Here is a 13,039-nt window from a genome sequence, read left to right as displayed (position 1 = left end):
TCCTTCGGTCCCGCCAACACCTTTTGTGGAGCCTCGTCATGGTCACCCTACGGGCGCGGCTCCGACGATCACTCCCCGTCGTCGCCCTTCTCGGCCGCTTCCGACCGCAGCAGCGGGTGAATGACCCCGGGAAAGACGGTCGCCTGCACGACCTCCTCGGCCGACCCGCCCTTGACGACGGTCTCGGCGACGCCCCAGGGCCGCCCGGCCAGGTGGACGGTGAGGGTGTACGAGGAGGAGCAGCCGGTGCACTCGTAGCGGTCGGCCCAGGTCTCGACCTCGGTGGTGGAACCCGGGTAGCGCTTCACATGCCGGTGGCGGGCGTGGCAGCGGTCGCAGGTATCGCCCGGCTCGCAGGTCCCGCCGCAGGGGCAGGGCACGTCGAACGAGTCGGCGGGCGTCCAGCGCTGCACGAGGACGGCGTCGCGGGTGGCGGCGGTGTCCTTCATGGCCTTGAGATTGCGGGCGGCGACGTTGTACGACTCGCCGGTGGCGGCCATCCGGTCGCGGATGACGTCCTTGCGTCCACGGTTGGTCGTCATGTGGTTCCTCCGGGGTTCACGCAGCCCGCCAGGAGGCCCATGAGTGACATCGATGCCTCTTTACGGTACCTGTGCCGGGCCCGGCACACGGACCCGCCGTCAGACCGCCGCCGGGCGACCTCATAGTGTGGCGGTGGAGAACGACGGGGGAGATCCATCGTGGCGAGCAACGCGCAGCAGACCGCCGGACCGGCGGTGCGGTCCCGCAACACACCCGCCCGGGTGGCCGCGTGGGCGGCCGCTCTGGGGGCCGGCCTCATCGTGGCGATCGTGGCGGCACCGATGTTCTGGCTGCTGTACGGCGGCCTCTACACGGCCTTCATGTTCCTGTGCGGCCTCGTCGCCATCCCGGCCGGCCACCTCGGCCGCCGCCGGGGCAAGCGGCTGGGCGGGCAGGACCGGGGCAAGGCCCTGCTGGCGATCGTGACCGGCTGGCTGCTGATCCTCTTCGCGCTGGTGCTGGTGCTCGCGTACGTGGGGCTGGTGGCGGGACTCGGGGTCCTGAGCGACTCCGCGAGCTGACCGTCCGGGCGGTATGACTGGCGCGATCACCGCGACGGAGCCTGCCGGTCAGCCGGTCAGCCGGTCAGCCGGTCAGCCGGTCAGCCGGTCAGTCTGTCCGCCGGTCAGCCGGCCCGTCGGCCTCCCGCAGCCGGGTCAGTTCGGCTGTCGACCGGCGCAGGATCTCGACGGTGCCCGTGAGCCAGCGGGTGACCGCCGCGCGTTCCACGTCGTCCATGCCGTCCACGAGACCGTTCATCGCCTCGGCCATCGGAGCGAACAGCCGGGCCAGGTCCCGGCGGTGCGTCGACGTCACGCTCAGCGCGTACCTGCGCCCGTCCGAACCGTCCTTGCGACGGTCCACGTGCCCGAGCGAGACCAGCCGGTGAACGATCTTGGTGATGGCCGGGTTGGACAGCCCGGTGCGCTCCACGAGCTGCCCGGGGCTGACCCCCGGCTCCGCCGCGATCAGGGAGAGGATCTTGTGCTCGGTGGCGTTGAGCCCGAGATGAGCGGCGACGGCCTCGTGGAAGAGGATCACGCGCAGGCTCAACTCCTGCCCCATCGCCCGGCCGTCGGGGTCGGGGCTCTCGTGCGTCGTCATGGCCGCCACCTTAGGCAAACTCCTTCACTTTGGTGAAATACCCGGCCTATGCTGAGCCCATGACAGCCACCTCTGCGACGCGTATGTCTCATCCGTCTCATCCGGGCGGTTCCCTCCTCGACCCCCGCGCCCTGGCCCGCACCTTCGCGGCCTGCCTCGCGGTGAACGTACCGATCCTGGCGCTGCTGCTGATCCCGCAACTGATGCGCAGCCGCGCCGGCTCCGAGGCCCTGCTCACGGTGGGCCTGCTCCTGCTGCTCACCCTGGTCGTCGGCGCGGTGGTGCTCGTGCCGGAGGTGAGCGCGAAGGTGGCGTCGGCCGGTCCCCACTGGCTCCCGGGCGGCGCCCGCGCCCGGGTCCGTACCCTGAGGCGCGAGAGCCGGCGCACCTACCTGTGGCGTCTCGGAGAGTTCGTGACGCTGTACGTCGCGGCGCAGGGCGTCGGCGGCCTCATCGCGTGGCTGCTGCCGCATGTGTCGGACAACCCGGCCCACGCCGCCGACCCGACGGCGAGCGCCTGGATCATCGACTACCCGAACTACGCGATCCAGGCCGGTGCGATGTACGTGTGCATCTGCTTCGCCCTGGCCTGGTACGCGACACGGCTGCGCGCGGAGTCCGTACGGTCAACTGCCCGCGCGCAGGACGGCGACTGACGGCTCCTCAGCCCCGGGCGGCGTACGAGAGGAAGCGCGTCCAGGCGGCCGGGGCGAGGGCGAGCTGCGGGCTCTCGTCGAGCTTGGAGTCGCGGACGTGGACGGTGGAGGGGCAGGTGGCGACTTCGACGCAGTCGTCGCCGGAGCCGCTGCTGTAGCTCGACTTGTGCCACTCCATGGCGACCTCGACGCAGGAGTCTCCGGAGCCGCTGCTGTAGCTGCTCTTGAACCAGGCCAGGGGTGTGGTGCTCATCTCGCTCCTCGCATCCGCCGCATCAGGCTCTTGGAGTCATCCAACGAGAGAGCCTGTGAACGCATACTGGCACACCGCATCTGGAGCGCGCTGATCACCTTGGGTTCGGAGACGAACTGCCCGTGCTCCTGCCCTTCCAGATAGCCGAACCACTGGTGATCCGGCGTTTCCAGCAACCGCATCGGCCCATGCAGTCCCGCATGGTGATGGCGTACGAGCGGCATGATCTGGATGTCGACATTGCGCAGCTCGGACAGGTCGAGGATGTGGTCGAGAAGCTCCCTGGTGACCTCCTCGCCGCCCAAGTCCCGGAGGAGCAGGTGCTCTTCGAGGATGAAGCCGAACGAGGTGTTCGGCCGCTCACGCAGCAGCTGCTGGCGTTCCAGCCGAGCCGTGAGCTGGGCCTCGATCTGCTCGTCGGAGAGCGGCGGCAACTGGTCGGCGAACAGCGTCCGCGCGTACGCCGCCGTCTGCAACAACCCCGGAATCAACCGGCACTCGTACGTGTAGAGGCTGAGCGCCGACAACTCCAGTTCCGCCCACTGCCGGAACCAGCTCGCCAGTCCCTTCCGCCGCGTCAGATGCTTTGCCGCCGCGAGGATCACCCCGAACGCGTCGAGGATGCTGTCCGCGCGCTCCGCGAAGTCCGGCGGCGGGAGGCGGCGGCCCTGCTCGATGGAGGCGACGGTCTCGGGTGAGTACCCGACGAGCGGGGCGAACTGTTCCTGCGTCAGCCGTGCCCGCTTGCGGAAGGTCTTGACGACTTCCCCGAACATCTTGAGGCTGTAGTGCGGTTCGGGCTCGGGGCTGCGCCCGTTGCCGAAGGTCCCGTAGGTCGGGCTGTCGATGCCATCCGTGCCGTGCGTCATGTACGGCCACCTCCCCGTGCGCCTGTCCTGGTTCGCAACCCGTCCATGCTCACGGAACGTGACCCGTACCGTCTACCCTTCGCGCCCGTACGCTGACTCAGCGTACGGGTTGGTGACCTGGTGAGTGGGCTCCGAAGCCCGGAATCTGGGGGCATGGAAGCACCTGCACAGACCCAACCACCCGTAACCGTACGTGTGTTCAATCATCAATACCCGGCGGATCCGCGCGGCGCCCGGCTCGCCCGCCGCGTCGGCCTGCACAAGCTGCACACCTGGGGTATCCCGTACCTCAGTGACGCCTCGGAGTCGGCGGCCCTGATCATCGGGGAGCTGGCGGCCAACGCGGTGACCCACGGCCGCGTCCCCGGCCGCAACTTTGCACTGCGCCTGTCACACGTGCCCGGCGACCCGGAAATGCCGGGCCTCCTGCGGATCGAGGTCTCCGACACCCGGGGCGAGCGCCGGCCGCCGGGTCCCGGCGAGATCACGGCTCCGGCGGACGGCTGCGACAGCGGGCGCGGGCTCCTGATCGTGGAGGCCTTGGCAGACCGCTGGGCAGTCCTGGACCGCAGTCCGGGCAAGACAGTTCGGGCGGAACTCGACCTGCTGTACTGAGGGTTCTCGTCGCCGACGGGCACACCATCGTCTCGGCGCCGATCGGCGGCCCCTTCGGCCGGACGTTCACCTTCGCCGACTCCGACGGCTACCACGTCACGCTGTACGGCCGCGTGTGACGGGGCGGGTTGAGTAGGCGTACGGATGGCGGAGGGCCGGTCTGTGGCTGGACGATCGTGTGCATGACCATCCGATATCCCGGGAAACGGCCCTCGATCGTAGGTGCCGGGGTGAATGCGCTCCTTGTGCGCTGGGTGTGGTGGCCCCTGCTCGTCGCGTTCGTCGTTGTGGCCCGTGTGTGGACTTTCTTCAGCTCGACCAGCCGCCGCAGAGCGCGGCGCCTGGCGGGCAGTGACGCGGCCCGTCAGGCCGGACGAGCCGCGGAGGCGCGACTGCGTGCCATCGTCGGAACCTACGTGGGGAGCACGCCACTGGAGCTGCGCCTCCTCGTCGTCGAGGACCACTATGCGCGCGGATGGGCGGACTCGGGCCTGTTCACGCTGTCCAGGTCTGCCTACCGGGTGTCCTGTGAGATGCGGGTGACTGCCTACTTCAGTTCACCGCTGCCGTCGGCCGAAACTGTCGCGCACATTCTGGACGCCGGCGAGCGTGCCCTGTCTGGTATCCCCTTCACCCATGACCTTGCCCTTCGGGACTCTCCCGGTGGACTTGCCCATGCCGGACACATCCTGGCCTGGGATCAGCCGACTGTCCCGCTTCCCGAACACGCAGAGGCCGCACACGACTGCCGGTTTCGTCTCCTGTGGGAGCCCCCGACCGCGAGCAGTGTGGCGAGCATCCGCCGTAGGCACGGCGCGGTGTTCGCGCTGACCCTTCCGTCGGTCACCTACTTCCGGGTCCCACGGGGGCGTGGCAGCCGGCTCACGCGCACCCGAGTTCCTTCTGGGTGAAGACAGTGAACTGCTTGAGGAGGCCCGGGAGGGTCTTCCGTCGGTTCTCGACTCGGGCGCCGCTGACGTGGATGGTGAGCTGAAGGTATTTCGCGGTCGACGGGCTGGAATTGGCTGTCGCCTTGCAGGGGAAGTAGGTGATCGCTCCGGTATTCCAGACGATCGCTTTCTTTCCGATACGGATCAGGTCCGGCTTCAGGTGGTCGAATGAACTCGAATGCGTTCCAGCAGAACTGGTTCGGCAACTCCGGTGCTGTCTTGGCCTCCTCTTCAGAGCAGCCCGCCGCGCCTGCGGTGAGTGCCAGCGAGGGGGTAGCGGCTTCTATGAATCGTCTGGTAGGTGTTGTATTCCTCGGGTGTCAGCCCGGCGGCTTTTCCCGCCCGTGGCCACGGCAGCTGCGGCGGCCCTCTTCGTAGCCTCCTCCGCGCTCGCGTATCCTTCTCCCGATTCGAGGACGGCCCCGTCCAGGTCCTCTTCCTTCGCGTTTTCCACCACTGATTCTGTGACGTCTTCCTGAATCCAAGTGATGGCGTTCCCGCCGAAGGGAAGTAGTTCGAGGTACTTGGCTCAAGTGCTTCTCGAATTCGGCCGGTTCGCCGAACGGCTTCTCGACGACCATGGTGACGTGACGATGCCGTCGTCGTTGGTGTCCGACCGCAGGTTCTCGTTGAAGAACTCCGCTGCTGCCGCAGGGTGCCTGCTCATCGCTTCCATGAGCCCGGTGACCGGGTTGAAGCCTTTCCCTCCCTCCGCGCCCAGGTTGATCGCCATGTCCTGGTTGTACGGCAGGTTCCGGGACCAGATCTCGGGGTCCTTTTCGTTGACGCCCGCGAAGCCGGAGACGTCGATCTCCTTCCGGCCGGCCTTCAGCAGCTGGTTGGTCCAGGCAGGGGCAACCTATCCCGCGTGGACAGGGGGAACGTATGCATGTGCGATCTCGACGGGCCCGACGCCGAAGCCCCCGGCTCACCCCTGCCGCACCCGCCCCGCGATCCGGCTGCCACCGGGGCCAGGTTTTGCCCGTGTTTCCGGGGGCGTCGAGGTTCAGAGGGCGTCGAGGTTCATGGCGGAGGCGATGGCGTGGGACCCGGCTTCGTTGGGGTGCACGCCGTCCGGGTGGACGTAGCCGGGGCGCGGCAGGGCGGGATCAGCGGGGTTTGCCAGGGCCCGGTCGACGTCGAGGACGGAGTCGTAGGCACCGCTGGTGCGTATCCATCGGTTGACGGCGTTCCGGGTCCTCTCGCCCCGCTCGCTGTAGGCGGGGAAGAGGGCACCCTTCATGGGCAGGATGGTCGCGCCGACGGCCTTGATCCCACGAGCGTGGGCGGCTCGGATCAGATCTTTGTGAGCGCTGATGATCTGATGCGCGGTCACGACGGGGGCGGAGCCCATGCAGGGGTCGTCCAACTCGGGAGCGGCGAGGTCGTTGCCTCCGAGGCCGACGATCACCGTGCGCACGCCGGGGCGGTCGAGCACGTCGCGTCGGAAGCGGTCGGTGGCCTTGTCCCCGTAACAGGGGGAGTCGTTGAGGAGCCGGTTTCCGCTGATGCCGGCGTTGACCACGTCCAGCGGTCGGCGGTCGGCTGCCAGGCGTTCGGCGAGCTTGTCCGTGAAGCGGGTGTCGGCGCCGGGCGGTGCCCCTGTGCCGTCCACCAGCGAATCCCCGAAGGCGACCACGGTGCCGCGCCGTGGGGAGGGCGGACCGGACACCTCCACCCCGCTCAGGAAGTACCAGGCGTTCGTGGACGCGGTGAAGGCGCCGCCGTCGGCGTCGGTCAGATGGCGCCCGGAGGCGCGGTACGAGGTGGCGGTGGTGAACCGGTGGAAGGTGGCCGGGCCGGTGCGGTCGGCGAAGTACAGGGTGACGGTCACCTTCTCCAGCGGCGAGGTGCTCAAGGCGCCGGCATCGCTCACGATCTCGCGCCCCGGGGCGACGGTGGTGCCCGGGGACCCGCCGAACGTCAGCTTCCGTGCTGTGCCGGGCCAGACCTGGGCGTCACCGGCGGACCGGCCGACCACCGCCGCGGTGATCCGCAACGGCGTGGTGCCGTACGCATGGGACAGCCTGATCCTCAAGGTGGAGCCGCCGGTCGCGACGCGGACCACTTGGCGTACGGACTGGTCGGCGAATCCCTGCCGCGACCAGTTGGTCCCCCAGTCCTCGCTGCCCTCGACGGGCCGCTGCACGGCCGCGCCCCACGCCCCCGTCCACACCGGGCCTTCCGCGGCGCGCGGCTCCCGCCACGCGCCCTCGCGCGCTGTCGCTGCCGCCGCGACGACGAGCGTGGTGAGCACGGCCGTGGCGGCCGCGAGCCCGCCTCGTCGTCCTGCCCTCTGCCACGGTCGGAACGTTGCCGAACGCATCACGGATCTCCTCGGAAATAGAGTGATGAGGAGATCTCACCGCGTTTCGAGCCGGAGATCAGCGGGGCTGCCCCCCGAATCGTTCCTCCGGTTAGCCCCCGTCAGGGACGCGGCCACGTTCCCCGACAACTCCCGGCTGATCGCGCTGGCTTACGTCCGGTGACCTGCTCGTACCACCGGCGGCACCGGTACGCGCCGGGGCGTGACCGGACGCGGACCGGTACTTTGCTGCCATGTGCATATCGACAGGTGAGGCGGCGTTCTCCGGCACGATCCTGTACTGCGGGCGTCAACACCACGGCGAGCACGGCCTGATCCATGTCCTGGGCTACCAGAACACGGCCGTCAATTTGGCGGACGGCCCGAACGCCATGCTGCTGCACGTGCCGACCAGGCAGCTCACTCCGCGCCACTTTCTCTCCGCGGGGCGCTCCGGCGACGTCCTGCACCGCATGGTCGCCGCCGTGGACGTCGCCGCCGCGGCGGCCGACGACATCGTATGGATGGGCATGGAACCGCGGGCGGTCGTCCAGGTCTTCGACCACGACGTCTACACGGTGCTCCTGGCGGACGACCCCACCTCGATCCCCGCCGCGCTGTGGCAGGTGCCGCCGCAGCGGCGCCCCGACCTCGACCCGGAGCTCCTGCACTTCTACGCCGAGCACTTCCCGGACCACACCATCGTCGTGTGCTGCTTCGACAACGCCGAGGCGCGACGGGCCAAGCCCCTGTTGCTCTGGTACCAACCCCTGGACCCCGACCGGATGACCGTACCGGCCCTGGACAGCCACACCGGCAAGGCACCGGACCTCGACGCCGCCGTGCCCGTGGACCACTGGGTCCTGTTCTCCACCGACGAGGGTCCCGCAGACTGGGGCGCGCCCGTCGAGTACTCCGGGAGCATGCGCCACAGCCTGCGCGATTTCCTCCCCGCAGCGGTCATCGGCCGACACTACGGAGACGGGCGGACTCTGCCGAACGGGGACTTCACCATCAGCCACGGTGACCTGCTCGACGGCGACCCCGATCGCATCGAGCGCCTGCGGCCGAGCCGGGTCAGTGGTCGGAGTAGCTGAAGTCGCCCATGGTCCAGGCGCTGACGTCCTCGATCGCCACGCGGTACATCCCGCCCGTCTCCGGGATTCCCACCGTCCCCTGGAGAATCCGCGCCACATGGAAATGCAGATGTGTGGGCGGCCCCTCCTTGCGCGTGGTGGTGGTGAAGACGGCGGAGAAATCGCGCAGCTGGGCAGAGTCCGCCAGGACCTCGGAGACCCGCTGCCTCCAGACGGACTCGGGGGCCAGGCGGCCGGTGATGACAGCACCCCCGGCGACCACGGTCAGGGACATCTGGTTGCTGTGCCCGGATTCCACCAGGGCAGCGACTTCGGTGAGCAACTCGTCAGGCTTCGACATGAAAGAACATTTTAGCCGGGGGCTCCCGTCCCCGGCTGTCCGGTAGGCCCGGGGCGGAGCATCGGTGACCGGCCGTCGGCGAACCGTCCTCGGACGGGCGTCAGGGCAGCTGCCAGAGCAGGACCGAGTCCTTGTTCTCCTCGAAGATCGCCATGCTGAGGCCGATCGCCACGGTCCTGCCGTCCGGGCTGACAGCCACCGCCTCGACCTGGTTGGGGCACTCGTAGCCGCCGACCTTCTTCCCCGCCACCGTGTCCCACACGGCGACGGTCAAGCCCTCGCCGCCGACCAGCAGGCGCCCCTCCGGATGGAAGGCAAGTGTCCGGCACCACTGCTTGAACCGGGTGACCTCCGAGCGGGACTCCGTGTTCCACACCACGGTGTGGCCGTCCACGCCCGCGTAGGCGAGAAGGCTCCCGTCCGGGCTGAACACGACAGCTTTGGTGTTGCCGCTTCCCTTGATCTTGCCGGTGGCCTTGCCTGCGGGGGTCAGGGTCTCCAGATACTGCCCGCCGCCGACCAGCATCTCACCGTCGCCGCGGAACGCCACGGGCCCGCCGGAATTGCTCGTGGTGACGGTCTTGTGCTTGCCGGACGGCAGCTCCCAGAGGTGCAGGCTCCCCCCGCTGCTCGCGGCCAGTCTCCTGCTGTCCGCGCTGATCGCGAGGTGCGTGGGCCAGCCCTCCTGGCTCGTGCCACTCGCGGTGGACAGCGTGAACGTGTGCACGATCTTGCCGGTCTCCGTGTCCCAGACGCGGATCCTGCCCTCTTCCGCCCTGACCAGAAGGCGGAGATCCCGGCTGAACGCTGTGGACTGCCGGAACGCCTGGGCGCCGATGTGGACCGGGTCGCCGGTGCCGGCGCCGGTGCTCGGATTCCAGCGCCGGATGGTGTTCTGGTCGGCACCGTACAGGTGCCGGCCATCCTCGCTGAAGGCGAGCGTCCGCCCGTTCGCAAGGCCCTCCAGACGGACGACCTCTTCGGCTTCGTCCGGCTTCGAAGTGCCTTGCGGGGAACCTGTCTTGTCGCCGGTGCCGGAAGAACCGTCTGCCTTGTCGCTGTTACGCAGCAGGAGCGGCACCCCGACCGCTGTGGCGGCGGCCGCCGTGCCGAGCCCGGCGAACAGGAGCGTGCGCCGCGACAGGCCGCCCGGGCGCGGCTTGTCGCCCGCGGCATCGATGGTGCTCACCACCGGCCCGAATTCCGGTGGCGGAGCAGTCGGGGACAGCGGGAGGGTCGCCTGCGAGGGCGCGGCAGCCGCGGGCGACATCAGGGGAACACGGGGGTCCTCCGCGCCGGCTTCTGCCGGCCGTGGCTCCACCCCTCCACGCCCGCCCTCGGCCGCACGGGTCGCGAACCACCCGGGCAGGTCGTCGACGGTCGGCCGTGCCTCGGGGGCCTTGGCCAGGCACGCTGCGAGCAGCTCCCGCAGCGCACCGTCGTCGATACCGTCGAGTGCGGGCGGCTCGTCCAGGATGCGCTGGACGATCTCGATCAGCGTGGGCGCGTCGAACGGCCCGCGTCCGGTCGCGGCGTACGCGAGTACCGAACCGAGCGAGAACACATCGCTCGCCGTTCCCGCCCGGTCGGCGCGGATCTGCTCCGGAGACATGTACGAGTAGGTGCCGATGACCGTGCCCGTCGTCGTGAGCGAGCCGGCGTCCACGAGTCGGGCGATGCCGAAGTCGATGATCCGAGGCCCGTCATCGGCGATGATCACATTGCCGGGCTTCAAGTCCCGGTGCACCAAGCCGCACTTGTGGATCGCGGCGAGCCCTTCCGCGAGCCCCGCACCGAGCCGCAGCACGGCGGTGGCCTCCAGCGGTCCGCCCTTGGCGACGACTTCGTACAGTGTCGGACCCGGGATGAACGTGGTGACCAGCCAAGGGGATTCGGCATCGGGGTCGGCGTCGACCACCTGCGCGGTGTGGAAGCCACCCACCCGCCGGGCCGCGTCGACCTCGCGCGCGAACCGCTCCCGGAACTGCGGGGTCGTCGAGAGCTCACGCTTGATCAGCTTGACCGCGACCTTCCGGCCGCCCGGCGACGTACCGAGGAAGACCGACCCCATACCCCCCTCCCCGAGCCGTCCGTCCAGGCGGTAGGGGCCGACCCACTGCGGATCGTCGGGCCTGAGTGCGTCCATGGGTATCCGTCCGGTGTGAGGTGGCGCAGGGGGATTCGGGCAGTGGCTCGGTGGTCTCTCGGCACCGCCGCTCACGGCAGCTCCCACAGCTGGACCGATGGCTCGATCCCGTCCTCGCCGGCTGCCGGAGTGCATGCGCCCGCGAGAGTTCTGCCGTCCGGGGTGAAAGCGAGGCGGACGATGTAGGCCCGCATCGGAGTCTTCGGGTCGCCGACGACCAGGGTGGTGGCGAGTTTCCCGCTGTCCGCGTCCCAGACGCTGACCGTACGGCCGACGGTGTCGGTCTTCTCGGTCTCCACGAAGCGGCCGCCTCCCACGACGATCGCCTTGCCCGAAGTCCCGGCGTCGGCGGGCCGGTAGCCAACGCAGTCGATACGTCTGTGCTGGTCGGTGAGTGTCTGGACGAGACTTTCGGAGGCCAGGTCCCACAGCTCGACACCGGGGCCGCTCGCGATGAGGGTCCGCCCGTCGGGGCTGAACGCCACCTCGGAGTAGTTCGCGGACTTGTCGTCGCCCAGGGCACCGAGCAGGCGGCCGTTCGCGGTGTCCCACAACCGGATGCCGTTTCTGCTCTCCTCGCCGGTGATGCCGGCCAAAGTCTTGCCGTCCGGGCTGAAGGCGATGCTCCCCGCTTGTCCTTCGAGCGTCTCGCGGACCCGGCCCGTGTCCGGGTCCATCAGCTCGATCCGGCCGACGACGCCGACGGCCAGGGTCCTGCCGTCCGGGCTCACGGCCAGTGACGTGACGAAGTCGTTCTCGCCGGTGTACCCGGCCAGTTGCTTCTTCGGGGCTCCGCTGTACGTGTCCCAGGCCCGCACCTCCTTCAAGGCGCCGGAGTACACGGTGGCGCCGTCGGCGCTGAAGGTCACTGCCCAGACGGAATCGGTGTGGCCTTCGAAGGTTGCCCTCTCGCGGCGCGCGGTGAGGTCCCACAGTTTCACCGTCGTGTCGTAGCCGCCCGTGGCGAGGTACTTTCCGTCCCGGCTGACCGCCATGCTTTCGATCTTCCACCTGTGGCCTTCGAGCTCACCGACAGGCCTGGTGATGTCCCGGTCGGGGCTCTTGCTCGCGCGTGGCCTGCCCTTCGGCCCGGCGGATGGTTCGTCCCTCGGCCACAGCACGGCGGCGGCGGGCACGGCGACCGCGGCCGTCGCGGCGGCAAGCCCGCCGAACAGCACGGAACGGCGTCGCACCGGACTGCCGCCGCCGGGAGGCGCGGCCGGCTGCGGGGGTGCGACCGGGGGGATGGCCGGAGCGGGAGGCGCGGGGGCTGTGACCGACAGTCGGCGCAGGACTTCCGAGGTCGGCGGTCGAGCGGCGGGGTCCTTGGCGAGGCAGTGAAGGACCAGGTCGTGCAGCGGGCTGCCCACGGCGATGCCGGTGAGTACGGGTTCCTCGCTCGTGACCCGGTGGATGATGGCCAGGACGGTCGACGCGTCGAACGGGCCCCGGCCGGTGGCGGCGAAGGTGAGCACGGAGCCCAGTGAGAAGACGTCACCGGCGGGTGTCACCTCAGCGGGGGTGCGGATGTGCTCCGGCGACATGTAGGAGTAGGTGCCGATGACGGCGCCGGCGTGCGTCAGCTGTCCGGCGTCGGCCGCCTGGGCGATCCCGAAGTCGATGATGCGCGGGCCGTCGTCGGCGATGATCACATTGCCGGGCTTCAAGTCCCGGTGCACCAGGCCGCAGTTGTGGACCGCGGCCAGGCCCTCGGCGATTCCGGCGCCCAGGCGGAGCACGGCGTCGGGCGCGAGAGGCCCTTGCGCGGTGACGACCTGCTGGAGTGTGGGGCCCGGAATGTACTCGGCGGCCAGCCAGGGTGTCGCGGCCTCGGGATCGGCGTCGACGATCTGGGCGGTGTGGAATCCGCCCACGCGCAGTGCCGCCTCGACCTCGCGGGCGAATCGTGCGCGGAACTGGGCGGAGGCGGCGAGCTCCGACCGGACGACTTTCACCGCGACTCTGCGTCCGGCGGCCGATGATCCCAGGAAGACCTGTCCCATACCGCCCGCACCGAGCCGCCCTTCGAGCTGGTACGGGCCGACGCGCCGAGGGTCCGAAGGTGCCAGAGGGGCGACCATGGCTACGCGAATCTTCCGGATATACCTGTGATCACACGCGGAATATAACCATGATCGAAGGGGCGGGGGGTGCGGAACAC

At 69.6% G+C, this 13,039-nt stretch carries 14 protein-coding genes and 1 pseudogene; 6 read left to right on the top strand and 9 right to left on the bottom strand.

The window, feature by feature from the left end:
* Nucleotides 1-68: 68 nt before the first annotated feature.
* Complete coding sequence (locus A3Q37_RS04505; protein ID WP_065477738.1) at nt 69-542, bottom strand: hypothetical protein; 474 nt, start codon at nt 540-542, stop codon at nt 69-71.
* A 159-nt stretch (nt 543-701) separates the two neighbouring features.
* Here A3Q37_RS04505 and A3Q37_RS04500 point away from each other — a divergent pair, with 159 nt between their 5' ends.
* The gene (locus A3Q37_RS04500; protein ID WP_065477736.1) at nt 702-1,064 is read left to right on the top strand and encodes a hypothetical protein; all 363 of its coding nucleotides are present in this window, start codon (nt 702-704) and stop codon (nt 1,062-1,064) included.
* Nucleotides 1,065-1,152: 88 nt separating this feature from the next.
* On the opposite strand, the gene A3Q37_RS04495 is transcribed toward A3Q37_RS04500, so the two are convergent.
* Complete coding sequence (locus A3Q37_RS04495) at nt 1,153-1,647, bottom strand: MarR family winged helix-turn-helix transcriptional regulator (protein WP_065477734.1); 495 nt, start codon at nt 1,645-1,647, stop codon at nt 1,153-1,155.
* Nucleotides 1,648-1,706: 59 nt separating this feature from the next.
* Between A3Q37_RS04495 and A3Q37_RS04490 the strand changes: the two genes are divergently transcribed.
* Nucleotides 1,707-2,303 carry a hypothetical protein gene (locus A3Q37_RS04490; protein WP_065477732.1) on the top strand — a complete coding sequence of 199 codons (597 nt, stop codon included), beginning with the start codon at nt 1,707-1,709 and terminating at the stop codon, nt 2,301-2,303.
* A 7-nt stretch (nt 2,304-2,310) separates the two neighbouring features.
* On the opposite strand, the gene A3Q37_RS04485 is transcribed toward A3Q37_RS04490, so the two are convergent.
* Both A3Q37_RS04485 and A3Q37_RS04480 read right to left on the bottom strand, forming a co-directional pair.
* Entirely contained in the window at nt 2,311-2,556 is a 246-nt protein-coding gene (locus A3Q37_RS04485) for a DUF397 domain-containing protein (protein WP_065477730.1), read from the bottom strand.
* A complete protein-coding gene (locus tag A3Q37_RS04480; RefSeq protein WP_065477726.1) occupies nt 2,553-3,425 on the bottom strand; it encodes a helix-turn-helix transcriptional regulator in 873 nt (290 codons plus the stop codon). The genes A3Q37_RS04485 and A3Q37_RS04480 overlap by 4 nt, the downstream gene beginning before the upstream one ends.
* 153 nt (nt 3,426-3,578) lie before the next feature.
* On the opposite strand from A3Q37_RS04480, the gene A3Q37_RS04475 reads away from it, so the two are divergent.
* The 3 genes and pseudogenes from A3Q37_RS04475 to A3Q37_RS04470 all read left to right on the top strand — a co-directional run bounded on the left by A3Q37_RS04475 (nt 3,579) and on the right by A3Q37_RS04470 (nt 4,951).
* Entirely contained in the window at nt 3,579-4,040 is a 462-nt protein-coding gene (locus tag A3Q37_RS04475; protein ID WP_065477723.1) for an ATP-binding protein, read from the top strand.
* Between the two features lie 5 nt (nt 4,041-4,045).
* A pseudogene (locus tag A3Q37_RS35370) lies at nt 4,046-4,159 on the top strand (VOC family protein); the annotation flags it as partial.
* A gap of 63 nt (nt 4,160-4,222) precedes the next feature.
* Nucleotides 4,223-4,951, top strand: coding sequence for a hypothetical protein (locus A3Q37_RS04470; protein WP_141693547.1), 729 nt, complete (start codon nt 4,223-4,225; stop codon nt 4,949-4,951).
* 568 nt (nt 4,952-5,519) lie between these two features.
* On the opposite strand, the gene A3Q37_RS37625 is transcribed toward A3Q37_RS04470, so the two are convergent.
* Nucleotides 5,520-5,723, bottom strand: coding sequence for a hypothetical protein (locus tag A3Q37_RS37625; protein ID WP_255311733.1), 204 nt, complete (start codon nt 5,721-5,723; stop codon nt 5,520-5,522).
* Between the two features lie 273 nt (nt 5,724-5,996).
* On the bottom strand, nt 5,997-7,316 hold the full coding sequence (locus tag A3Q37_RS04465; RefSeq protein WP_079137653.1) for an SGNH/GDSL hydrolase family protein: 1,320 nt from the start codon (nt 7,314-7,316) through the stop codon (nt 5,997-5,999).
* A gap of 233 nt (nt 7,317-7,549) precedes the next feature.
* Here A3Q37_RS04465 and A3Q37_RS04460 point away from each other — a divergent pair, with 233 nt between their 5' ends.
* Nucleotides 7,550-8,392, top strand: coding sequence for a hypothetical protein (locus A3Q37_RS04460; protein ID WP_065477719.1), 843 nt, complete (start codon nt 7,550-7,552; stop codon nt 8,390-8,392).
* On the opposite strand, the gene A3Q37_RS04455 is transcribed toward A3Q37_RS04460, so the two are convergent.
* The 3 genes from A3Q37_RS04455 to A3Q37_RS04445 form a co-directional block, all read right to left on the bottom strand.
* The gene (locus A3Q37_RS04455) at nt 8,373-8,732 is read right to left on the bottom strand and encodes a hypothetical protein (RefSeq protein ID WP_065477718.1); all 360 of its coding nucleotides are present in this window, start codon (nt 8,730-8,732) and stop codon (nt 8,373-8,375) included. The two genes, A3Q37_RS04460 and A3Q37_RS04455, sit on opposite strands and share 20 nt — an antisense overlap.
* Nucleotides 8,733-8,832: 100 nt before the next feature.
* Nucleotides 8,833-10,878: a WD40 repeat domain-containing serine/threonine protein kinase gene (locus tag A3Q37_RS04450; RefSeq protein ID WP_065477716.1), complete on the bottom strand. Its 2,046-nt coding sequence runs from the start codon at nt 10,876-10,878 to the stop codon at nt 8,833-8,835.
* A gap of 71 nt (nt 10,879-10,949) precedes the next feature.
* The gene (locus tag A3Q37_RS04445; protein WP_065477711.1) at nt 10,950-12,959 is read right to left on the bottom strand and encodes a WD40 repeat domain-containing serine/threonine protein kinase; all 2,010 of its coding nucleotides are present in this window, start codon (nt 12,957-12,959) and stop codon (nt 10,950-10,952) included.
* Between the last annotated feature and the right edge of the window lie 80 nt (nt 12,960-13,039).

Origin of the sequence: Streptomyces sp. PTY087I2, from assembly GCF_001687325.1 — a bacterium.
Classification (GTDB): domain Bacteria; phylum Actinomycetota; class Actinomycetes; order Streptomycetales; family Streptomycetaceae; genus Streptomyces.
Note: the sequence above shows the minus strand (reverse complement) of the source record. Positions and strands in the feature narration are given on the sequence as shown.